Origin of the sequence: Agrobacterium tumefaciens, assembly GCA_025560025.1 — a bacterium.
In the GTDB taxonomy this organism is placed as follows: Bacteria; Pseudomonadota; Alphaproteobacteria; order Rhizobiales; family Rhizobiaceae; genus Agrobacterium.
Genome location: CP048486.1, coordinates 981,651 through 1,005,340 on the forward strand (window position 1 = coordinate 981,651; position 23,690 = coordinate 1,005,340).

Genomic DNA, 23,690 nt, shown 5'->3' on the forward strand with positions numbered 1-23,690 from the left:
TAAACTCCATTAAAATATTGAATCGCCGACGGATCAGGCGTTTTGCTGAAGCCAGATATCGTAGGCATTATCGGGAAGGCGTTTGAAGGGTCTGAAGCCGACACCCTTGACCGCGACCGAAGCGGCAATCTGGTCGTCGGGCACATAAAGAGGCAGTCCGAGTGCCTGCTCCAGAAGCGCATAACGCTGCAATTTCGCGTAGATTTCGAAGCGTTTTTGCTGATCGAGCGTCGATGCCGCCTCATCCAGCCAGGCGGATATTTCCGGCGCCTCGGTGCGGCTGTAATTGATCGATCCGCCCTTGTCGCGCGGCAGATAGTGGAAATAGATCGTGACGCCGTTTTCCTGCGTCGTCGTCGAATTCGGAATAATGCCGTACTGGCCGTCCTTCTGGCGGCTGGAATAGGTCCCCGCATCGACATATTGCAAGGCAAGATCGATACCGGCATTCTGGCGCAGCTGTGCCTGCACCGCCTGCAGGAGAATATCGCGCTGGTCACGCACGGTCGATTGCGACTGCACGACCTCGATCGTCAATCGCTTGCCGTCCTTCACGCGGAAACCATCACCGTCGCGGGCGGACCAGCCGGCTTCATCGAGCAGGCTATTGGCAAGCTTCGGATTGAAACCATAGGCCTGCTCGATGCTCTTGTCGTAGAAATCGGTATCCGCGGGGGTGAGAATACCCCAGGCACGCTGGCGTTCGCCGCGATAGACGGCTTGCAGGATCTGGTCCACGTCAACCGCCGCCTGAAATGCCCTGCGTATTTTAACGTCGGCAGTCGGCCCGTAATTGACGTTGAGGTAAAGCGTATAGGGCGTACCGGTATTGATTGCCGTCTGATAGGAAAATTCCGGGTCGTCCCGGAAGAGACCTGCATCATTGCCCGGAATTCCCTCGATCACCTGGACCTGACCGGAAGACAGAGCACCGCTGCGCACGGCGGATTCCGGCAGGAAACGATAGGTCACCTCATCCAGATAGGCTGGCCCCTGATGGCCGGCAGTCGCCGGCGCCCAGTTGTAACCGGGATTTTTGACGAAACGGATTTCCTGACCCTTGACGTAACGGTCGAGAACGAACGGCCCGGTGCCGGCGATTCCAGGCCCTCCGGATTTCAGCTGCGGTGAAGAGAAGGCCCGCGGCGACAGGATTTCAATACCGGAAGCGCCGTCAAGGAAAGGCGCATAGACCCGCCCGAGCTTAAGGACGAGCGTGTGCTCGTCCACGGCAAGCGCTTCGGTGACGTGAGACAGGTGGCCGGCGCTGATACTGCCGGAATAGGTCGGCTCCTTCAGCTTGGTGAAATTGAGCGCCACCGCGGCAGCGTTGAACTTCTCGCCATCGCTGAACGTCACGTCGTCGCGCAAGATGAAAGTGTATTGTTTGCCGTCGTCGGAGATCGAATAGCTTTTAGCCAGCCATGGCGCATAACCGCCATCGGGCGTACGGGCCAGAAGCGACTCATAGGCATTGCGCAGAATGAGCTTCGCCTTGGCCTGCCCGTTCAGATGCGGATTGAGCGTGCTTGGCTCGGTCTCCACAGCCCAGATCAACGAACCGCCGCTCGTCGGTTTCTGCGTGGTATCGCCTGCACCGAAGGCGACCCGGCTGCCGGCAAAAATCGCTGCGGCGCTCGTTGCCAGAATGAAATGACGTCTGGTTACCATATCTAATCCCCTGTGCCGAATGGCCTGCCTTCACGCAGCGAGAGCGCGGCTGGCTGCCGCCAGATATTCGATTGTCTTCAGGCGATGCGCGCCGTCGGATACGGGGCAATCCACGACGAATTCGTCGATGCCATGATGGTGATGAAGCCGGAGCAGTTCGGCACGGACAGTGGATGGCGAACCGCGCACGATAAGCGGGCTGCGTTCCTCGATACGATAATGCGTCGCGCCTGCTTGCCGGACATATTCCCGGGCCTGCTCCTCGCTGCCGACATTCACGCCCTGCCCGCCTTCAACCTCGACGCGAAAGCGACGGCTTTCAACCGCAAGCGCATCTGCGGCCTCATCGGTTTCGGCAACCACGACGGCCACGGCGAGAACCGCATATTTGCCGCCGGCGGTTCTGAACGCATCCAGCGCCTCGGAAATGGCCGCCTCATTGCCATGGATATGGCCGGCATAAACGAAGTTCCATCTCAGCCTGCCGGCAAGCCGCCCACTTTCCGGGCTCGCCCCGAGCAGGAAACGGTTTGGCGGCGAAGGCGGAAGGGGATAGGCCGCAAGCCTGTCTTCACCCCGAGTTTCTGCTCCGTCATCGCTGACATACTGCTCGAGATCCTCAAGCTGCCGTTCAAACGAGGGCTTGCGCGCCGGATCATAGGCGCCCTGAAGGGCACGCGTGGAGAGTGGAAGCCCACCCGGCGCCTTGCCAATGCCCAGATCGACACGGCCGGGCGCAAGCGTTGAAAGGAGCTTGAAGTTTTCGGCGACCTTGTAGGCGCTGTAATGCTGCAGCATAACGCCTCCAGAGCCGATATTGATCCGCTGGGTCTGCGCCAACAGAAAACCGATCAGCACTTCGGGAGACGAGCTTGCCAGTTTTGGCGAGTTATGGTGCTCGGCAACCCAGAAGCGCAGGAAGCCGTGAGCTTCCGCTTTTTGCGCCAGCGTCACTGTTCTTTGCAGCGCCGCCACGGCGCTTTCATCGTGATGGATCGGACTCTTGTCGAGAAAGCTCAAACCAAAGGTCATCGACACTCCAAGGTAACGGTCATTAATTTGATAAAATCTATATTTTTAGTGATATAAATAATCGAGCAATGATATTTCCTTATTCAATTGCACAATAAAAGATCATGCCGCGCCAAAGCCGCATGCCTTGCGCCATGCTTCTGCCCGCGGCTGAGGCCGGTGCAAGCTTTCAACGCCTGATCAGCACCGCCCGGACAGCCGGCTTTCGTGTCCAAGCGAGACAAGCCATGCCCGATGTCATCATTCACTCCTCTTTACTTCACCCCTTGACCCAACCTCTCATCGAAGGCCTGATCAGCGAATATGACGGGCGATATGGCGCGACAGATCGCCCCGGCGGTGCGCGCGGCGAGATATTCCGATATCCGGAAGGGCTCTACTCCCCGCCGCTGGGCGATCTCCTGCTGGTGCAGCGAGATGGCAGGACCATTGCCGGCGGCGCCTTCATGAGCCACGACGACGAAACGGCCGAAATAAAGCGGATATGGACCGATCCATCGCTGCGACGTCAGGGACTTGCCCGCACCATCATGTCGGCGCTTGAAGAAAGCGCTGCAGCCCTTGGCTATACCCGCACCTATCTCTCGACCGGATTTCGTCAGCCGGAAGCCGTGGCGCTTTACCTCAGCCTTGGATATCGCCCGCTTTTCGACCCGGCGGCCGATCCGCATCTTTATCGCTCGCTACCTTTCGAAAAGCACATCGGTGCCAGGGCCGGGCACAGGGGAAACACGCCCGTCTATCCTCCCGCCGCTTCCTTCGAAGAGGCGACCGCGCGAGTGAAAGCTTTAAAGGAAGGGCAGGAGGCGAAAATCCTGGCGCGCTTTGCCGGACACAGCGCAGCACGGGCTGAGGCCGGACGCGATGAACTATCGTACCAGAGCGTGCTTTCCGCCCGTACGGCTCAACCCTCAGCACGGAGTGCGACATGACTTTCGCAACGAATTTTCATCTGGGCATAGACCTCAGTCACCGTTCGCTTGATGTATTCGGGCAAGACAGCAAGTCAAATGGCCTTCTCCGGCGTCTTGACGAAGGTTTCGATCTCATCACCCTTGAAGACGATTTTGCGTGCTCCACAGGCGATGGCCTCGACGCCATATTGCTCGCAAACTGGCTTGGCGCCCGAACCAGCCATGCCGGCATCCTCGCCGGTGCGCCGATCAACTTCCTTGAACCCTTCCATGTATCGACCGCCATCGCCACACTCGATTACGTTACCGAAGGTCGTGCCGGCCTTCTTGCGCAACCGCTTGAGGGCAGCCGGGCGGCTGCGGCAAGACGCGCGACAGGGGAGCTTAACGGCTATCCGGAAAACAACCGCCAGGCGCTCGAACGGGATTTCGATGAAGCGATAGACGTCATTCGTCGGCTCTGGGACAGCTGGGAAGATGACGCCGTCATCCGCGATCCGGAAAGCCAGCGCTTCATTGACGGCGCAAAATTGCGCTATGTCGATTTCAGGGGCGCAAATTTTAACGTCCTCGGCCCGTCGATCACACCGCGGCCTCCACAAGGCCAGCCCGTCATCGCTGCCATAGTGGGACCTGAAGACAGCACCCTTCCGACCTCCGCCGTCGATCTCGCCTTCCTGCGTGCAAGCGAGAGCGAGCTTTTGTCGCTGGTGAGGGGGCTCAAATCCAGACATCCGGAGCTGCGGCTCCTTGCCGACATCGGCATTGGGGCTGACGAGCCCGAAAAAGATACGATCCCGCAATGGAAGAGTGACGTGGAGACGACGATTTCGCAGGCACGTGCATTGGCCGCAGCGGGGCTGGATGGCATCCGCTTCCTGCCACGGCAACCGGAACGGGACCTTGCACCCCTCGCGGATCATATCCTGCCGGCGCTTCGCAATGCCGGACTTGCGCAACCAGGACGCGGATCGACGCTGCGTGACCGCCTGTCATTGCCTGCCGCCGTGAACCGTTACGCCGTCGCAGCCGCCTGAAAGCCATCGGAAATAACACCATGTCAAAGAAGCAAGTCATCATCGGGGCCCAGTTTCCGGGCGTCAACAACTTCACGGTCTGGAGCGATCCAGCGGCCGGCAGCCAGATCGCCTTCTCGTCTTTCAGGCATTTCGCCGAAACGGTGGAGCGGGGAAAACTGGACTTCATTTTCCTCGCAGAGGGGTTACGGGTACGCGAACAGAAGGGTCGTTTCCACGAACTGGATGTGGTTGGGCGGCCGAACACATTGGCGATCCTGACGGCAATCTCCGCCGTCACCACCAATGTGGGCCTGATCGGAACGCTCACCACAACATTTAACGAGCCCTATCCGTTAGCCCGCCAGCTTGCCACGCTTGATACCCTTTCAAACGGCCGCGCCGGCTGGAATGTCGTCACCTCGCCCGGCGCCTTTACCGGCGCGAATTTCCGAAGAGGCGACCATCTGCCCTTTGCCGAACGTTATGAGCGCGCAAGGGAATTTATCGAGGCGACGCGGGCCATCTGGAAGGGGCAGGATTTTGCCTTCAAGTCCAAGCACTTCGATATCGCCGGCCGTTCCGATCTGCCACCCTCGCCGCAAGGCGCTCCCGTCATCGCGCAGGCCGGAGATTCCGAGACCGGCCGCGAGCTAGCCGCCAGCCACGCCGATGTCATCTATTCCCGCCACGGCACGCTTGAGGATGGGCAGGCCTTCTACAAGGACGTCAAGGCGCGGCTTTCCAGATATGGCCGCAGCGCGGACGACCTGAAAATATTGCCCGGCGCCGCTTTCGTTCTGGGCGACAGCCAGGAAGATGCCGAGGAACGGCAGCGCGCCATTCGTTTGCAGCAGGTAAGCCCGAAAAACGCGATCGTATTTCTGGAACAGGTATGGAATCGCGATCTCTCTTCTTATGACCCGGATGGACCGCTGCCGGAGATCGACCCCGAAGTCGCCTCTCCTGCAGTTGCGCAAGGCCGTGCGAGCCGTGTCGACGACCGGCTGGAAACCGCCCGCACCTGGCGGGAAATCGCCAAGCGCGAAAAATTGAGCATCCGTCAGCTCATCATCAAGGTGACGGCACGCCAGCATTTCATCGGCACGCCGGAAACGGTGGCGAGACAGATCAACAACTACGTTCAGGAAAACGCCGCCGACGGCTTCGTTTTTGCCCCGCATCTTACGCCAACAGGCTTTGATGAGTTCGTCGACAAGGTCATTCCCTATCTTCAGGAATGGGGCGTCTACCGACAGCAATATGAAACGCAGACATTGCGGGGCAATCTCGGCCTCGCCGTGCATTGATCCTTGGTTCACTCCGGGACCTACGAGAAATACCGACAGGCCACCTTTTTCAAGGCCTGTCGGCACTTGCTTTCAAACGAGTGCGCCACGGAATTCTAAATTCCGTACCCCTTGCTTGATCTTTCAGTCCAGCGCATCAAAAAGCGAAAGATATCGCTCACCACTATCGGGAAAGACGACGGCAATCGTCTTGCCCCTGTTTTCCACGCGCCGTGAAAGTTCGATGGCAACCGCGATGGCAGCGCCGGACGAGGTTCCGACCAGGAGGCCTTCCTCCCTTGCGACAGCAAGTGCCGCCCGCCGCGCCTGCTCGGTCGTAACGGCGACAACCTCATCCACAACGCCCTTGTTGTAAGTCTCCGGCAGGGTGCTTTCCTCCACCTCCGTGACCTTGTGAACGCCTTCGATCGTCGGTGCCCCAGGGTTATCGGGGGACGGAACGGACTCCGGCGTAGGCTCGGCAACGACAATTTTTATTTCCGGGTTTTGCGACTTGAGAAAGCGCCCGGCACCGGAAACGGTGCCGCCCGTACCAACCGTAGCCACCAGAATATCGATGTTTCCGTCGGTATCGCGCCAAATCTCGGGCCCGGTCGTCTCGAAATGCACCTGCGGGTTGGCGTCATTGGAGCGCTGACCGGTGTAAAAGGCGTCAGGGTTTTCACCCTTGATCCGATCGATAATGCGATGGATCGCATCGGGCTGGAAAAGCTCCTCGTTTTCGATCAGTTCGATCTCGGATCCAAATTGGCGCAGAATATTGATCTTATCCTCGCTGATCGTATTGCGAAGGTAAAATTTCGTGCGATATCCGCGCGCGGCGGCGACAGCCGCAAATCCTATACCCGTATTGCCACTGGTGAGATCAAAAAGAAGATCACCCGGCTTCAATTTGCCGTTCTTCTCCGCTTCGCGGATGATGCCCCATGCGGTTCGGTCTTTCACGCTGCCTGCGGGATTGAGGTACTCGATCTTGGCAAGGATCCTCGACGAAAGATCGTATTTCTCCGCTATTCTGGCGAGTTCCACGAGCGGCGTGTTGCCGACGAGTTCCGTAAAATCACGATAGATCCTGCCCAATTTCGCTATCCTGTTTTGAATTGAAGGGGATGTGAAACGACCCGGACAAGGCGCGGGCTCACCTGGCTTCCATCCGTTGACGAGAAGAAATAGGAGGTTGAAAGCGGGCTTGGCGAGACATCTTCACGCTCAGGCGACACGGTGTTTCGCCCATGATGCAAATCTGCCCAGGCCGATCGTCGCAGCGCCATCCGTGACGCACAGCTTTCTCACGCGTCAGTTTTTTCGCTCTCAGTTCGTGGGGCTATTCCCACACCTCCCTGCGGTATTGGCAGGGTGCCGTTCACCGCGAAATCTCCCACGATACGGTCGTGATAAATGCGGGGATTGTGCGAGGTTATGGTGCGGGCGTTTCGCCAGTGCCGGTCCAGACCATGGCTGCGCTTTGCCGCGGAGGCGCCAAGGGCATCGAAAAGGATCGTGGAAGCGTCGAGGATCAGATTGCTGACCACGGTAACCGACTGGCTGACCTCGAGGTCCGCATTGCGATTTGCCAGCGCAATGCGCTCCTCATCCCCGGAGAGATTGGCCTCATAGGCAGCCTGCAAGGCTTCTGCCGCCTTTAACACGATAACGCCGGCGCTGTAGGCCGCACCTCTCACCCGCCCCACGACCTGAAGCACCTGTGGGTCTTCGGCAAAACGCGAGGCGTTGCTGCGCTGATAGACCCGCTTGCGTTCCGCCACATGACGGGCGATTTCCGTGGCGGCCGCGCGGCCAATGCCGGCAAGTGAGGCCAGATGGACAAGCTGGAAAAAGCCGCCTGAATAGCTGAAGCGAAGGGCGCTTGGCTTGATGAGATCATCGGAAATCGCCACGTCCGTAAAACGCGCCGTACCGCTGGCCGTCAGTGCCTGCCCAAAACCGTCCCAGTCGTTGAGAATCTCAACGCCTTCCGCCCTGGTGGGAACGAGAGCGCCAACCGGTACGCCATCGCCATCCACGGCGCCGAGCGTGATCCAGTCGGCATAAAGCGAGCCGGTCGTATAATATTTCTCGCCATTCAGCCGCCAGCCGCCGCCATATCGGGTAAGCTGGGTGGAATATGTTCCAATCCGGGCATCTCCCAATTCGGAAAAACCGCTGCCGATGGTTTCGTCCTGTCCGATCCGGGTAAGCCATGCATCCCGCCATGACGAAGCTGCAGCGTTGAGCAGGTCCTCCGTGAACCCCAGGTGGCTGCGGTAGGCATTGGTGAGATTGGGATCCGCTTCCGCCAGTTCGATGATGAGCCCGAAAAGCTCCGGAAGCGTCAAACCGAGACCACCAAACTCCTCCGGCAGACGCAGCCTGGAAAAGCCGGCTTTTTTCAATGCTTGATAATCATCGAAACGAAGCTCGCGATCGAGATCGTGCCGTATGGAATCCCTGCCAATTTCGGAAAAAATCCCCCGAAAATTCTCGGCTATCGTATCAAAGCGTGCGCTGGGAGCGGAACCCCAGGCCTGGGCGGCATTGGTCATTACAAATTCCTGTCTGTGGACCACTCTGGTGAATATCCCGCCGACCTATGCGGCAGCGGCTTCGGCACCCTGTTCGAAGTCGTGCAAATGAATGGCGATTTCAAAGCCCCGGCGTTTCAGCCAGTGGGCAACCACGCTTGCGCGGGCGCCCAGCAGGTCATCCACCAGAATGACCCGCGCTCCGCGCACGGCAATGGTGCGATAGGCAACACCGAGAAGCTGTCCGCCTTCCGAAGAAATCGAACCTTGCAGGTGTGAGACCGCGAATTCTTCCGGTGTTCTGACATCGAGGAAATAGGTCGTTCGCGCCGGGTCCCGCAACCATGTCTCGGCCGTGACATGATCGATAAACAACACCTCGTCATCGCGGGAAAATGTTTCCAGACGTGTCTTTGCGATGTGCCTGGCGTCATCACTGGCGGGCGAATAGGTTTGTGAAAGACCCGTTTCCAGTTCAAACCCGTCATCCGTCCAGCCGCGCGTCCCATCATGCAAATAGCTGACATCGTTTTCGACACCGGCGTCGATCAACGTCTGGGCGCCAAGGATTGCACGGGGAAGGCCCGCACAGGAGACGACAACCCTTGTTTTGGGTGAGGGCACGAGGTCGGAAAAACGCAGCAGAAGTTCTGCACCCGGCACACCAATGGCACCCGGAACGTGCGCCTTTTCATATTCCGCTATTGTGCGGGTGTCGATGACGACAACATCTTCGCCGGCTTCCTTCCACGCCTTGAGTTCGCGGGCGAAAACGACGGGTGTGTTCTTTTCGCCGCGTATCTGCTGGACGAAGGGAACGCCGGGAATATCGAATGTCGGCAAGGCGTCAACGCCGCCCTCAATCCACGCCGGAATTCCTCCGCGCAGAAAATGAATGTCGCTCCAGCCCCTGGCGGCCAGCCGCTCCGCCGCCTGCTCCGCGCTTCCCTTGCCATCATCCACCAGAACGGTTCGCACGACGCGGCGTGGAATGAAGCGCTCGATTTCCGCATCCAGTCTTTCAGCCGGAAGGTTGGTCGCAAACAGCGGCGAGGCATACCCCACCTCTTCTGCGGAGCGAATGTCGAGAACGGCAAGCTCCCTGCCATCTCTCAACCATTCGATGAGGCGGTCTTTGGTTACAGCATGTACGGACATTGCGTATCCTCCTGGCAAATCCTGATTTCAGATGTGGGTTTCAGGCGGTGGGATCGAGCCACAGATCGCCGAAACTCCAGTTGAGACCCTGCGCGCCGGTGACGTAGTTCTTGACCCGCTTGTGCGCGACGATCTGGCTTCCCGCCGCGACCAGATCGACCGAGGCGACGTCGTTATGGATGAGGTGCTGAAACTTGCTCCAGATCACCCAGCGTTTTTTCGGATCCGGCTCGATGGCCGCAGCCTCCAGAAGCGCATCCGCCTCGGGATTGGCGTAGTTGGCCGCGTTGGAAAAGGGCAGCCCGATCTTGAAATTCTTGCTCCAATAGGCGCGCTGGATGCCGAGCGACGGATCGAAAGTGTTGGAAAGGGATTCCACTACCAGATCAAAAGCGCGATCCGTGTAGACCGTCTTCAGATAGGTCGGCAGGTCGTATTTGCGGATTTCGACGGCGACGCCGATCTTCTCGAGCTGGTTGCGAAGCACATCCGCAAAGCCGGGAGCGAGATAGGAATTATAGGTCAAACGCGCTGCAAAACGTTTGCCGTCGTCCTTGCGGGGATATCCCGCCGCATCGAGCAGTTTTTCCGCTTGCCCGGGATCATAGCCATGGGCCTTGACCGATGCGTCGTACCAGTTCGGTAGGGCTGTGCTGACGGGGCTCGGCGATACCTGCGCATAACCGAAAAGCGCCACATTGACGATTTCATCAAGATTGATCGCCTTGGCAATGGCAAGGCGGACATCTTTCTTGCGGAAGATTTCGTTATCGTAATTGAAAAACAGCTGTTGCTGCGGACCCGCATAGGCATAGGTGTTGGTGTCCAGAACGAGATCGGGGTTCTGTTTCAACCGTTCGAGATCCGCCAGCGGAACCGGGTTGTCGCCAATATCGACTTCACCCGTTTCCAGTGCCACGGCCCGGGCAGCCGGATCGGTGATGATGCGCAGAATGATGCGATCGAGATAAGGTTTGCCCGCATCCCAATAGTCAGGGTTTCGTTCGAAGATCAGATGGCTTCCCGGTGTCCATTCGGTGAGCTTGAAGGGACCGGTGCCAATCGCGGTCTGCAGCGTCTGGCCGTCGGCGGGCTTCAGCTTTTCAAAAATATGCTTCGGCACAATCGGCGATTCCGAACTCGATTGCGCGGCGATCAGAAACGGCGCCGGTTTGGAAAGAACGATAATCGCGGTCAAGGGGTCCGGCGTCTCCACCGCCTCGACATTCTGATAGGTTATGCGGCCGCGCGGATGGGCTTCCTTCAGGCGGAAAATCGAAAACGCGACGTCTTGCGAGGTAAAATCCTGACCATCGTGCCATTTTACATTTGGGCGAAGTTTGAAAGTGTAACGAAGATGGTCATCCGAAACGGACCATTCCGTGGCCAGCAAAGGTTGCGGATTGAGGTCGAAATCGAATGTCAGAAGACCTTCGACGATCTTCGGACCGATCGCCTGCCCCGTGCCGGACGACGTGTTGATGGCAAAAAGCGCGTTGCCGGGATCAACACGATAAAGCAGCTTGAGGGTGCCGCCGGACACGGGCCGGCTCGCATCGCTGCTTGCAGCGAATAACGAGCCTGGCAGGGCCGTCCCTGCCGTTGCCAGAAGAAGCATTTTGTTGAACTGGCGGCGTCCTATCGTCATGAAAATCCCCGTTTGAAAACGTCGTTTCGATGACGAAAGCATCGGGGCAAAGCGGCGCGTTCCTAAGAAGAAAATTCTTCTCATCCCACAAAGAAAACATTTCTTGCAGAATTTTATTCCAATACGTGCGCGGCGAGGCACCAGAATTTGTGCTGAATTACAGGACTGCCTTGGATCGCCGTTGCGTTTCTTCGCAGCACGGCGAGATAAAAGGAAATCTCGACCGCACGTGTCTGGGACTTCGCTTGGAAATGTTGTTTCACTGAAAAAACGCGAATGAGTAAGACATTGCTCGGCACAGGACCTCGCACAGCATATCAAGTCACAGGCGCTTAGCCACCTTCCCCGGCCCCCATCCGGCCCTGCCCTCCACTCCCAACATTCCGGAGTTTCGTACGATGACCCTGCCCAGCTCGATCACCAAACTGGAAATCCCACAGCAGCGGGTCGAGGCCCGTTACGGGGCACAGGCAGCTTTTTCTCCCCCTTTCTGGAACGACACCATCGATGCCTTGCTAAACCATCGAACCGCGCGCGCTTATCTGCCCAAGGCACTGCCGGAAGGCAGCCTGGAACTTCTGGTCGCAGCCGCTCAATCCGCGCCGACCTCGTCCAATCTTCAGGCGTGGAGCGTCGTGGCGGTTCAGGACAAGGATCGCAAGGCGCGGCTTGCAGACTTCACGGGTGGTAACGGCCACATAAAAGATGCGCCTGTCTTCCTCATCTGGCTGATTGACCTGAAGCGCCTGCGAACCGTTGCTTCCAACCATGGCAACAAGGGCGAAGGGCTGGATTATCTGGAAAGCTTCCTTATCGGCGCCATTGATGCAGCATTGGCTGCGCAGAACGCCGTTGCCGCCATCGATTCACTCGGACTTGGCTCCTGCTATGTGGGTGGTATTCGAAACAGACCGGAAGACGTGTCCCGTGAACTGAACCTGCCACCCGAGACGGTGGCGGTTTTTGGCCTTACGGTCGGTTATCCCGACCCTGCGGCGAAAACCGATGTGAAACCGCGCCTGCCGCAATCATCCATTCTCTTTCATGAGACCTATTCGGAAGCGGGAGGGGATGACCTCAATGCTTACGATGAAGTTTTGAAAGTGTTTCAGGAAAAGCAGGGGCTGCCGCAAAATGGCTGGACGGCTCCCATTGCCAAACGCGTGCAGGATGCCGAGGCGCTGAAGGGCCGCGCGGATTTGAGCCACACGTTGCGTCGCCTCGGATTCGGCATCAAATAAACGCCGACGGCCGCAGCCAAGATGTTGCCATCGTCATCACCCGATGGCTAGCCCGTTCACAACCGCTGACAGAATACCGCTGGAAAGAGTTCGGAACCGGCGTCCAGAAGACGCCGGTTGGCGGCCGACCATGGAGGCAGGCTACCAGTTCGTCACCGAACCATCGCGACGTTTCAGATGTGGCGCCTCCCAAAACTCGAAACTCTGTTTGGCCAGCAGGTCTTCATTTACCTCGATACCAAGACCAGGGGCATCAGAAACCGGGTAGAACGCACCTTCGAGCTTCGGCTGGACGGGAAAGAAATCCGAATTGTCGAAACCAAGATGGGTTTCTGCCGGGCTGTTGCGGGTCTCAAGCCAGGAGAAGTTCGGAACGGCCGCGCAGAAATGCACGGTCGCAGCCGTGCAGACGGGTCCAAGCGGATTATGCGGCATCATGTCGACATAGTGGGTCTCGCTCCATGCGGCCACCTTCATCGATTCCGTCAGTCCACCGACATTGCAGACATCGAGGCGGTTGAACTGATGGATATCCCGCTCGATATAGGGCTGAAACTGCCATTTCGATGAGAACTCCTCGCCAATGGCGAAGGGCACGTCAGTCATCCGCCGCAATGCTTCATAGGCCTCGGGGCTTTCGGCCCGGATAGGCTCCTCCAGGAAATCAAGCGTGCCGGATGGCATCTTCTGGCAAAAGCTTGCGGCCTCCGCGACCGTCAACCGGTGGTGATAATCGATGCCGAGCACGATATCCTCGCCCAGCTCCTCACGCGCCTTCACCAGCCATTTCGCCGTCGCTGCTATATGTTCACGCGGCTCGTAGATCTCTTTCTCTTCATGCCCCGAAGGAGAAAGCCGCATGGCCGTCCAGCCATGATCGATCAGCATCTTTGCCTGGTCGATCATTTCCGGCCCCGGTGCAGCAAAGGTTGTCGCAAACGTGGGAATACGATCACGCTGCTTGCCCCCCAGCAATTCATAGACCGGGACGCCAAGCGCTTTACCCTTGATATCGTGGAGCGCAATATCGATCGCCGAAATCGCCGCCTGCAACACGCGCCCGCCCTCGAAATACTGGCTGCGATACATTTCCTGCCAGAGCGCGCCGATCTTGAATGGATCCTGCCCCTTGAGGAATTCCGCATAATGTTCCAGCGCCCCGACCACGGCTTTTTCCCGGCCCGAAAGCCCGCTTTCACCCCAGCCGAAAATACCCTCATCCGTCTCTATCTTGACGAGAAGCTGGTTGCGAATGCCGACCTTGACGGCATAGGTCTTGATGGTGGTGATCTTCATTGTCTTATCTCCCCTTCGCGTCGCTTACCAATGCCAGAGCGTGCCGTCTTCGAGACGGTTCACGGGTAGATAGGCCCGTTCGTAAGGGAATTTGGCGGCAAGCTTTTCGTCGATGTCGACGCCGTGGCCGATCGCCTCACCGGGATGCAGGTAACCGTCGCTGAGGCTCCATGCGCCGGGGAAGACTTCGAGGATCTGAGGCAGATAGCCGGAATATTCCTGGATACCGAAATTCGGCACCCAGAGATCAAGATGCAGGTTGGCGCCGAGGCAGATCGGCGACATGTCCATTGCGCCATGGCAGGCGGTACGAACGTTGTAGATGCTGGCGAAATCCATGATGCGTCGCAGGGCCGTAACACCACCCGCGTGAACACAGGTGGTGCGAATGTAGTCGATGAGCTGCTCCTCGATCAGCAGTCGCGCATCCCATATCGTGTTGAAGACCTCGCCGACGGCAAGCGGCGTCGTCGTATGCTGGCGGATCAGACGAAAACCCTCCTGATGCTCGGCTGCGACTGTGTCTTCCAGCCAGAACAACCGGGCGAATTCCAGATCCTTGCCAAGCCTTGCCGCCTCAATCGGTGTGAGGCGGTGGTGGCTGTCGTGCAACAACTCCACGTCCCAGCCATGCGCCTCGCGCACAGCCTCGAACAGTTTCGGTATATGACGCAGATATTTTGAGGTGGACCAGACTTCCTCATGCGGGACGGCGTCATCCACGGCGTTGTTTGTCACCGTCTTGGCACCGGTGCCATAGACATCGGGCAGACCCGGTATCCCGCATTGGACGCGAACCGCCCTGTAACCCTCATCGATGCGCTTGCCGACCGCTTCGACGGCCTCCGTAATGTTGGTTCCCTGCGCGTGAGTATAGCAGAGAACCCTGTCACGGCTCGCGCCACCGAGAAGCTGATAGAGCGGCATGTTGGCGGCCTTGGCCTTGATGTCCCACAGCGCCATGTCAATACCGGCGATCGCAGCCATCGTCACCGGACCGCGACGCCAATAGGCACCACGATAAAAATACTGCCATATGTCTTCGATGCGGGACGGATCTCGGCCGATCAGAAGCGGTGCGAGATGTTCCTCCAGATAGGCGACGACCGCCTTTTCCCGCCCGTTGAGCGTCGCATCACCAACACCGGTCAGCCCTTCGTCGGTAAATATCTTCACCGTGACGAAGTTGCGGCCGGGGGAGCAGACGATGACTTTGACATCTGTGATTTTCATGACTTATCCGTTCAATGCATGGTTCGCGACATAGCGCACACGGCTGTGCAAACGCCGATCGCGCGGGTCTGGATGGGGAATGGCGGAGAGCAGCGCACGGGTGTAGTCGTGCGTCGGATTGTTGACGACCTGATCGGTATCGCCGGCCTCAACGATCTGTCCGCGATACATCACGGCAACGCGGTCGCACATGTAACGGATCACCGACATATCGTGGGAGATGAAGACGTAGGAAAGGCCAAGCTCGTCCTGCAGCTTCATCATCAGATCGAGAATCTGCGAGCGAAGCGAGACGTCGAGCGCCGAGGTCGCCTCGTCGGCGACAATCAACCTTGGCTTGATGGCGATGGCGCGTGCGATGCCGATGCGCTGGCGTTGGCCGCCGGAAAAGGCATGGGGGTAGCGCTCACGCCAGGCAGGCTCCAGACCCACCTGTTCCATCAGCTCCGCCACCCTCTGGTCCAGCTCCCTGCCCTTCATGCCGGCAAGCTTCAGCGGTTCGGCAATGATCTGCGCAACCGTTTTGCGGGGACTGAGCGATCCGACCGGGTCCTGGAAGATCATCCGCACCTCGCGGCGAACCTCCTTCAGCTGCGAGCTGCTCGCCGTCCTCAAGTCAATGACGTTTCCGTCCGGGCGGCGATAGTTGATATTCCCGGCTTCGGGATCATAGATACGCAGCAGGCAGCGCCCCATCGTCGTCTTGCCCGAGCCAGACTCACCGACAATACCGAGTGTTTCGCCCGGACGGACGGTGAGTGAAACACCGTTTACCGCTTTAACGCCGGATGGAAATGTCAGCGACATGTCGCTGACTTCAAGCAGCGGCGCCGCATCCGCCGGGATCGCGGCACGCTTCAACCTGATGTCGGCCTTGCTTTCCAGTCGCACGACCGAGCCAATCAGCCGCTTGGTATAATCATCTTTCGGTGCGTGGAAGACTTCGTCAACGCTGCCATGTTCCATCACGCGGCCGCGATACATGACGAGCACTTCGTCTGCGATCTCTGCCACCACGCCCATGTCATGGGTGATGAAGATCACGGCCATCCCGTGGCTCTGCTGCAGCTTCCTGATGAGATCGAGAATTTCCGCCTGGGTGGTCACATCAAGCGCTGTCGTCGGCTCGTCGGCTATCAGAACCGACGGATTGCAGGCGAGCGCCATAGCGATCATTACCCGCTGGCGCATGCCACCCGAAAATTCAAATGTGTAGCGATCAATCGCCTGTTCCGCCCGCGGGATTTCCACCTGCTTGAGCAATTCCAGAACACGCTCACGGCGCTCGAGTTTCGGCGTGCCGAAATGTATGCGCAAGGCTTCACCGATCTGATCACCGATCCGGTGGACGGGAGACAGCGAACTCATCGGCTCCTGAAAGATCATCGCGATCTCCCGGCCGCGAACCTCACGAATCTCCTTGCCGCGGGGATCGAGCCTCGCAAGATCGACAGTCGATCCGTCCTGGCGCGTCAGGACGATGGAGCCGCCTTCGATCTTGCCCGGCTTGTCGACGATCTGCAGGATCGAGCGCGCAGTAACCGACTTGCCGGAGCCACTTTCACCAACCACGCAGAGCGTCTTGCCGCGTTTCAACTCGAAAGACACACCGTCGACCGCCTTGAAGGTGCCGGTGCGCGTCGTGAAGTAGGTGCGCAGGTCATCAACCCTGAGTATTGTATCATTTGTCATGGTCATCAGGTGTTCTCATAGGGATCGGCCGCATCGCGCAGTCCGTCTCCAAGGAAGTTGAGGGAAAGCACCGCGATGACGATGGCCGCGGCCGGCGTGAAGAGCAGCCAGGGTGCCTGCGCAACGGCACGAATGTTCTGCGCCTCCTGCAGAAGAACGCCCCAGGAGATGATGGGCGGCTGAAGCCCGATGCCGAGGAAGGACAGGGCTGTTTCCGCCAGGATCATCGTCGGAATGGCGAGCGTCACGGTTGCGATGATATGGCTCATGAAGGACGGCACGAGATGGTGGAATATGATGCCGAGTTCACTCATCCCGTCGAGCCTTGCTGCGGTGACGAAATCCTCGTTGCGCAGGGAAAGAAATTTGCCTCGTACCTCTCGCGCAAGGCTGGTCCAGCCGAGCAGCGACACAATCAGCGTGATGACGAAATAGGTCCTGAGCGGCGGCCAGCCGACCGGGATTGCGGCCGCAAGGCCCATCCACAGAGGGATCGTCGGTATGGACCGCAGGAGTTCGATGACACGCTGGATCGCCACATCCGTCCAGCCGCCGAAGAAGCCGGAGATGCCGCCGATGGTGACACCAAGCACAAGGCTCATGGCAACGCCCACAAGGCCGATGGAAAGCGAGATGCGCGCGCCATAAACGACACGAGAGAAGATGTCGCGGCCCAGGCGATCGGCACCGAACACATAAAGACTGTCACCCGGGCGCGCATCAACGAGGCCGAACAGCTTGGTCTTCATGGGAATGAAGCCGGCAAGCGTGTAGGGATCGGACGGCACGAAGAAGCCGACGGCAATCGGCTTGGCCGGATCCGCAGAAAACTCGCGCCGCATCGACTGGGTGTTGAGCGTCATCTTAAGCTGATCGACATGCGGCATAAACGCGCCATCGTGGATCAGTGAAAGGCCCTGCGGCGGCGCATAGGTGAAACGCGCATTGGTGGCGTTCGGATCGAACGGTGCGATGAACTCCGCAAACAGCGCGACGAGATACATCAAGGCGATGACAACGAGACTGGCCAGCGCGATCTTGTGCTTCTTGAACTTCAGCCAGAACAGGCGCCACTGGCCGGCAACGGCCAAGTCCTTGCCGCGGAGATCGACAACGGCATCCGTGTCGGAGGGAATCTGGGTCATGTCGGTCATTGCAGTCTAATCCTCGGGTCGGTCAGCGCGAGCAGGAGGTCGGAGATCAACGTGCCGATAATGGTGAGAACGGAGATCAGGAGGATGAGGGAGCCGGCAAGGTACATGTCCTGGGCCAGAAGCGCGCGCAACAGGAGCGGACCGGTCGTCGGCAGGCTCATGACGACGGAGACGATGATCTCGCCCGAAATGACGGCCGGCAGTATCCAGCCGAGCGTCGAGATGAGCGGATTGAGTGCCAGCCTGACCGGATAGCGCATCAGAAGCTCGAATTCCGACATGCCCTTGGCGCGTGCGGTGGTGACATAAGGCTTGGAGAGTTCGTCGAGCAGGTTGGCGCGCATGATCCGTACCAAAGCTGCAAGCGAGCCAAGGCCAATCACGATCACCGGCAGCCAGACATGTTTGGCGAAATCAGAAAGCTTGCCGAGGCTCCAGGCGGCATCGGCATATTCGGGAGAAAACAGCCCGCCGACACTCTGACCGAACCATGCGGACATCAAATACATGGCGGAGAGCGCCATGAGGAAGTCGGGCACGGCAAGGAAGAAGAAGGCGAGAAAGGTCGCCGTATAATCCGAGATCGAATATTGCCGCACCGCCGAGAGGATGCCGATCGGGATTGCCACTGCCCAGACAAAGCAGAGGGTCAGGACCGACAGCAGCAGGGAAAAACCCAGACGGCTCCAGATCAACTCCGTGACCGGCTTGCCAAGCTCGAACGAAATACCGAAATCGCCGCGAAGGACGATACCTGCCATCCATTTATAGTACTGGAAATACATCGGCTGATCGAGACCGTAGCGCTCGCGCATGGCGGCAAGCGTTCCGGCCTCGACCGCGCCGCCCTGGGCAGCCCAGTCGGCCATAAGCGTCGTCAGATAGTCGCCCGGTGGCAACTGGATGATGGCAAAGGCGATGATCGATACGGCGAGCAGCGTCGGAATAGCGAACACCAGCCGTTTGGCGATATAGCGAAGCATGAGCAATGACCATTTCGGGGTGTGGTGTGGCCGGAAGCTTCATGCTTCCGGCCAGGATCTCTGGGATCGTTTATTGGGCTTTTTCGAAGTACCACTGCGAGAGGGTCGGTGCCGGGTGCCAGAGGTTGCCGGTGATCGGAATGCCGTTCACGACATTTTTCAGATCCTTGGACACCATCATATATTTGGGCATCGGGCGGGAAATGCCGATATTCAGGAAGTTTTCTGCCGAAAGCGTCAGGAATTCCTTCATCCGCGCCTTGCGATCGTCATCGCTGGACGACGCATTGACCTTGTCATAGGCAGCCATCAGAGCCTTGATCTCGGCCGGTGGTTCCTCGCCAGTCTGCGGATTGGCATACCATTCGGCCCACTTTACCGCGAAGAAGATGTCCGCCTTCTGGAACGGCATGTAGCAACGTGGATCGGTATAAACCTCATTCAGCCCGCCGACGCAGTTCCAGATATAGGCATCCTGCTCATTGGCGTTCCACATCGAATTCAGACGCGCGCGATCAGTGGTACGGATCTGGATGTCGATGCCCACTTTCTTGGCATATTCCTGCACCATCTGCATGATGTCGGGATAGGAGAGGCCGAAGGCATCCGCCACCATGAAATTGATCGTGAAGCGTTTGCCCGTCTCGTCGAGACGATACCCCTGACCATCCTTGTTCGGCATGATCTCATCGAGCGCGGCATTGGCCGCAACCGGATCATATTCCGTGTATTGCGTCGCTTCCTTCTCGTTGAACAGTTCGTTCTCGGGCTGCACCGCCACCTGGGCTGGCGCGCCCTGCCCGACATAGACCAGATCGATGATCTCCTGCCGGTTGATCGCATGGCTGAGCGCGATGCGGAAATCCTTGTTCTGGAAAACCTTCCTCTTCACGGGATCGGTGGAGTTGAGGTTAAGCAGGATGACCGCATCGTTGGCCGGCAGGTCCTTGACGTCGACGAAGCGGAAGTTGCCGCTCTCCTGGCCATCAAACAGCACCGACTTGAAAGTCGCGTTGTTGATGTGGCGAAAAGCAAAGTCGAACTCACCGGATGTCATCTTCAACGCCATCAACTGCGGATCGTCCAGCTTTGCCCAGGTCACATTGTCGATATAGGGCAGCTGGTTACCCTCGCTGTCGACCTTCCAGTAATAGGGATTGCGCTTTGCTGCGACCCGTTCGCCATCCGCATAGGGAATGGTCAGAATCCAGGGATTGAGCGTCGGCAATTCGAGGTTTTGCCAATATGCCGGCTGAAAGGTCAGCGAGACCTTGGAGTTGAACAGTGCGACCCAGTCCCCTGCCGCCGGATTGGCCTTCAGCAGAGCCGGAATGCCGTCTTTGTTGTACTTCTCATGGAACTGGCTGAGATAGTGCTTCGGATAGATGACGGGCAGATGCCCCTGACCATAGGCCAATTGCTGCAGGAACAGGCCGTAAGGCGAGTCAAACTTGAACTCTACCGTCTGCTCATCGATTTTACGAACCTTGACGGGTTTGCCAGCGACCGTGAAGGTAGGATTCTTGGCCGGCGAAAGCGCCGGGTTCATGAATACATCCTCGTACCAGAACATGATGTCGTCGACGGTGAAAGGCTGACCGTCGCTCCACTTCAGGCCCTTGCGAAGCGTGAAAGTGTAAGTTGTGGCGTCATCGGAAACGGTGAATTTTTCGGCCAGCGACGGCTCCACCTTGCTCCATTTGGGATCCCACCTGACGAGCAGTTCGTTGGCAATCGTTCGCGTCAGATTGTACTGATCGCCGTTCGCCAGAATGGTCGTCCGCAACGTACCACCATACTTGCCGACACCGTCCACCATCGTCTCGACAAACGGATTTTCCGGCAGCCGCTCAGCCACGGCAGGCAATGTACCCGCCTTCACCTGCTCCTCAAGCGCGGGCGCCTGTTTGTAGTCTGCCGCCCACGTCGGAAACAACCCAGCCGAAAGTGCGACCGTGACGATTGCAGCAGACACACCAAGTCGATTCAGCACACGCTGATAGCTCATAAATTCTCCTCCCGCCGAATATCGGCTCTCCCGAAACGCACCCTCCCCGGGCACACATCACACGATAACTCACAGATCGTACATTATTTGTCAACAGCGATGTACGCTCTTTACGTTTTGCTATTGGCGACGGGAAAGAAAATGGATTAAAAGCAACCTCATGAGCACAATTTTAAAGCTGGAAACAACCGACACGGAAAACGCGAAACCGAGTGATGAAGCTGGCGCCTCGATCTACGAGCGCTTGCGTGACGACATCATTTCCGGTCGCGTCAAAGCCAATGAGAGGCTGAAGGTTGCCGAACTCGCAACCCGGCTTGGGACATCAACCAACCCGATCCGCGAGGCGCTGCAACAGCTTCGAGGTGAGGGCTTCGTCGTGATGAGCCCCAACCGGGGCGCACGCGTGAGGCCGATCGACGAAGATTTCGTACGTGACATCTGCGAAATCGAAGTGCTGATCGAGCCTGCGCTCACACGCTGGTTCGTAAGCATTGCCACGCACAGCGACATCGCCGAACTGGAGCGTCTGCAGGGAGCGATCGAAAAGATGAACTTCGGCGACGAGATGGCTCACTCCAACCTCGACCTGCAGTTCCATCAGCTGATGTACAATCGGCACTACAATCGTCATGCCGTGGAACTCTGGGTGCGTCATCGCCACATCCTTTGGGCGATTAGCAGAGGATTTCCGACCTCCCTCAGTCGCCAGGCCAACGTGCTGGCCGAACACCGAGAACTTATAGCCTGCGTCAAAGCGCAGGATGCGGAAGGCGCAGCTGATGCGATAGCACGCCATGTGGAAGGCTCAGGCAGGCACATCATAGAACGCATGCGCCTTAGCAAAAGGTAAGTGATATAGCTCCCCGCGCTGATATTGGAACGATCGACAAAGCTCCAAGAAAGCTGCCTTGCGACCTATCCGTTTTGTGAAGGCCGTCTGCATCGACGGTCAGCCAGCACCGCGGGCGAAAGGCGCGCGTCTCGACACCGCCACCGCCACCAACTTATTACCGCGTCTGCGGCTATAATGGTTGTCCTGCGCAGGCGGATAGATGTATTCAAGGGGCCAAATATTCACTCAAACCTGCAGGCACATGGAAACTTCGCTTTATCTGCCCGTCAAAGGCTTCCTTGAGAAGGCGGGTTACACTGTCAAAGGCGAAGTTGGCGGCTGTGACCTCGTTGGCTTGAGCGATACGGATTCCTCCGTGGTCGTGGTCTGCGAGCTAAAGCTCAGCTTCAATCTGGAACTCATTTTGCAGGCCGTCGATCGCGCCACTATAGCGGACGAGGTCTGGATCGCGGCCAGAGTTTCAGCCAGGGGTAAAGGCCGCGAGGCTGACAAACGCTACCGCGATCTCTGCCGCAGGCTCGGCGTCGGCATGCTCGGCATTTCCGATGCTGGAGACGTCAGCATTATCGTCAACTCCGTAACACCGATGCCACGAACCAATCCGAAACGGCGTTCGAGGCTTATGCGTGAACACCAAAGGCGACGCGGCGATCCGGCCGTCGGTGGAAGCACACGCGCGCCTATAATGACCGCCTATCGCCAGCAGGCGCTCGGCTGCGCTTTGGCTCTCGCAACTGGACCGATGCGTGTGCGTGAAATCAGATCAAGCGTCCCGGATGCCGGGAAGATTCTGCTGGCCAACGTCTATGGCTGGTTTGAGCGGCTCGACAGAGGAGTGTATGGCTTGACCGAGGCAGGTCGGCAAGCACTCCAGCAATGGCCGCCGCAAGAAACGCCGGTAACAGCGATAGCGCCCGCCTGATTCTGTTCCGCACCGGAACGCGACGTTGCCTCACGACATATCGCTTTCCAGGCCACTCGACCACTCACTGCCAGGAACCAGCCCTGCGGGCTTCACACTTCGACAGGCTCGCGAACATCATCCAAGAGAAAGTGCACGATTACATAATTCGTCGTATATTTCTGACCGCTATCGGAGACACTCTCAACGCTGCCACCGTCGGAGGGATGCCATTTCTGGTAATGAGGATTGTTGGCGATCAGCGTAATCGCCTTGCCCGAAAACCGGCCATTCAACCGGTAACGGGCCTCTGCCAGATGCCAAATCTTCTCAAAATCCTGCTGGCTGATACGGCTTTTCAAAGCCTTCCTGGATACCACCTCTCCGGGCGAACTATCATCCTGTGCCGCCGATGGAATATGCAGGTCAACCTCTTCCGCACCGTCCAGCAGAAAGGCAAAGTCGTCTGGCCACATCCGTCTCACGTATCGCTCCTCCCAAAGCTTAACGTCCTACAACACAATCATGATAGCGCCTCCGCCGCGAGAGGCAATGGCGGATATGAACATACGTTCTCAGCAGTCCCCACCGCTCCTTATCGTCGCCCCATTTTTTCCGTCGACAACATATGTTCGAGGCATATTCTCATCAGCCAGCATAACGCAAAAAACGCGTCCCGTGGGGCCAGCACATTGCATGCTTCAGCACGGCATCGAATGAAATCAACTAATTCGGGGGGAGGGAATATCACGCATCAGCGTTTGACTATGGCGGAGAGGGTGGGATTCGAACCCACGATACCCTTGCAGGTATGCCGCATTTCGAGTGCGGTGCATTCGACCACTCTGCCACCTCTCCGCATGCGCGAACGCTTGCGTTGCGCGCTCCTCTTAAACATCAATGGCGTGACTGACAAGGGGAATTTCGTGTTTGTGTCACAAATTATTCGTCATGGATGAGGCTCGGGAAATGCATCGGCTTCTGGCCGTTTTCGCAGATATTTTTAAGGTGACGCGCACAATCCGCAGGGGTGCGCGTCACATTCGATAGCAGCG

General features: G+C 58.1%; 19 protein-coding genes and 1 tRNA gene. 6 read left to right on the forward strand and 14 right to left on the reverse strand.

Annotated elements, in window-relative coordinates:
- Positions 1-33: 33 nt before the first annotated feature.
- Positions 34-1,671, reverse strand: a complete 1,638-nt coding sequence (locus tag FY152_18480; GenBank protein ID UXS34137.1) for an ABC transporter substrate-binding protein — start codon at positions 1,669-1,671, stop codon at positions 34-36.
- A 30-nt stretch (positions 1,672-1,701) separates the two neighbouring features.
- On the reverse strand, positions 1,702-2,703 hold the full coding sequence (locus FY152_18485; protein ID UXS34138.1) for an MsnO8 family LLM class oxidoreductase: 1,002 nt from the start codon (positions 2,701-2,703) through the stop codon (positions 1,702-1,704).
- Between the two features lie 227 nt (positions 2,704-2,930).
- Here FY152_18485 and FY152_18490 point away from each other — a divergent pair, with 227 nt between their 5' ends.
- The 3 genes from FY152_18490 to FY152_18500 are packed head-to-tail and all read left to right on the forward strand — an operon-like array spanning position 2,931 to position 5,943.
- On the forward strand, positions 2,931-3,635 hold the full coding sequence (locus FY152_18490) for a GNAT family N-acetyltransferase (protein ID UXS34139.1): 705 nt from the start codon (positions 2,931-2,933) through the stop codon (positions 3,633-3,635).
- Complete coding sequence (locus FY152_18495) at positions 3,632-4,654, forward strand: LLM class flavin-dependent oxidoreductase (GenBank protein UXS34140.1); 1,023 nt, start codon at positions 3,632-3,634, stop codon at positions 4,652-4,654. Before FY152_18490 ends, FY152_18495 begins: the two co-directional genes overlap by 4 nt.
- Positions 4,655-4,674: 20 nt before the next feature.
- The gene (locus tag FY152_18500) at positions 4,675-5,943 is read left to right on the forward strand and encodes an LLM class flavin-dependent oxidoreductase (protein UXS34141.1); all 1,269 of its coding nucleotides are present in this window, start codon (positions 4,675-4,677) and stop codon (positions 5,941-5,943) included.
- A gap of 123 nt (positions 5,944-6,066) precedes the next feature.
- Here FY152_18500 and FY152_18505 read toward each other — a convergent pair whose 3' ends face one another.
- The 4 genes from FY152_18505 to FY152_18520 form a co-directional block, all read right to left on the reverse strand.
- Positions 6,067-7,023: a cysteine synthase family protein gene (locus FY152_18505; protein ID UXS34142.1), complete on the reverse strand. Its 957-nt coding sequence runs from the start codon at positions 7,021-7,023 to the stop codon at positions 6,067-6,069.
- Positions 7,024-7,232: 209 nt separating this feature from the next.
- Positions 7,233-8,486 (reverse strand): monooxygenase, encoded by a 1,254-nt coding sequence (locus tag FY152_18510; protein UXS34143.1) that lies wholly within the window; start codon positions 8,484-8,486, stop codon positions 7,233-7,235.
- A gap of 45 nt (positions 8,487-8,531) precedes the next feature.
- Positions 8,532-9,623, reverse strand: coding sequence for a thiosulfate sulfurtransferase (locus tag FY152_18515; protein UXS34144.1), 1,092 nt, complete (start codon positions 9,621-9,623; stop codon positions 8,532-8,534).
- Positions 9,624-9,663: 40 nt separating this feature from the next.
- Entirely contained in the window at positions 9,664-11,271 is a 1,608-nt protein-coding gene (locus FY152_18520) for an ABC transporter substrate-binding protein (GenBank protein ID UXS34145.1), read from the reverse strand.
- 398 nt (positions 11,272-11,669) lie between these two features.
- On the opposite strand from FY152_18520, the gene FY152_18525 reads away from it, so the two are divergent.
- Positions 11,670-12,512, forward strand: coding sequence for an NADPH-dependent oxidoreductase (locus FY152_18525; protein ID UXS34146.1), 843 nt, complete (start codon positions 11,670-11,672; stop codon positions 12,510-12,512).
- Positions 12,513-12,653: 141 nt separating this feature from the next.
- On the opposite strand, the gene FY152_18530 is transcribed toward FY152_18525, so the two are convergent.
- The 6 genes from FY152_18530 to FY152_18555 form a co-directional block, all read right to left on the reverse strand.
- Positions 12,654-13,808, reverse strand: a complete 1,155-nt coding sequence (locus tag FY152_18530; protein ID UXS34147.1) for a mandelate racemase/muconate lactonizing enzyme family protein — start codon at positions 13,806-13,808, stop codon at positions 12,654-12,656.
- 24 nt (positions 13,809-13,832) lie between these two features.
- Positions 13,833-15,041 carry a D-galactonate dehydratase family protein gene (locus FY152_18535; protein UXS34148.1) on the reverse strand — a complete coding sequence of 403 codons (1,209 nt, stop codon included), beginning with the start codon at positions 15,039-15,041 and terminating at the stop codon, positions 13,833-13,835.
- A gap of 3 nt (positions 15,042-15,044) precedes the next feature.
- A complete protein-coding gene (locus FY152_18540; protein UXS34149.1) occupies positions 15,045-16,739 on the reverse strand; it encodes an ABC transporter ATP-binding protein in 1,695 nt (564 codons plus the stop codon).
- Entirely contained in the window at positions 16,739-17,887 is a 1,149-nt protein-coding gene (locus FY152_18545; GenBank protein ID UXS34150.1) for an ABC transporter permease, read from the reverse strand. The genes FY152_18540 and FY152_18545 overlap by 1 nt, the downstream gene beginning before the upstream one ends.
- On the reverse strand, positions 17,884-18,870 hold the full coding sequence (locus FY152_18550) for an ABC transporter permease (GenBank protein UXS34151.1): 987 nt from the start codon (positions 18,868-18,870) through the stop codon (positions 17,884-17,886). Before FY152_18550 ends, FY152_18545 begins: the two co-directional genes overlap by 4 nt.
- 70 nt (positions 18,871-18,940) lie before the next feature.
- Entirely contained in the window at positions 18,941-20,878 is a 1,938-nt protein-coding gene (locus tag FY152_18555; protein UXS34152.1) for an ABC transporter substrate-binding protein, read from the reverse strand.
- 160 nt (positions 20,879-21,038) lie between these two features.
- Between FY152_18555 and FY152_18560 the strand changes: the two genes are divergently transcribed.
- Together FY152_18560 and FY152_18565 are read left to right on the forward strand one after the other, a co-directional pair.
- Complete coding sequence (locus tag FY152_18560; protein UXS34153.1) at positions 21,039-21,731, forward strand: GntR family transcriptional regulator; 693 nt, start codon at positions 21,039-21,041, stop codon at positions 21,729-21,731.
- Between the two features lie 244 nt (positions 21,732-21,975).
- Positions 21,976-22,656 carry a DUF2161 domain-containing phosphodiesterase gene (locus tag FY152_18565; protein ID UXS34154.1) on the forward strand — a complete coding sequence of 227 codons (681 nt, stop codon included), beginning with the start codon at positions 21,976-21,978 and terminating at the stop codon, positions 22,654-22,656.
- Positions 22,657-22,748: 92 nt separating this feature from the next.
- Here FY152_18565 and FY152_18570 read toward each other — a convergent pair whose 3' ends face one another.
- Together FY152_18570 and FY152_18575 are read right to left on the reverse strand one after the other, a co-directional pair.
- Positions 22,749-23,111: a hypothetical protein gene (locus tag FY152_18570; protein UXS35108.1), complete on the reverse strand. Its 363-nt coding sequence runs from the start codon at positions 23,109-23,111 to the stop codon at positions 22,749-22,751.
- Positions 23,112-23,403: 292 nt separating this feature from the next.
- Positions 23,404-23,493 (reverse strand) — tRNA-Ser (locus FY152_18575).
- Positions 23,494-23,690 lie beyond the last annotated feature (197 nt).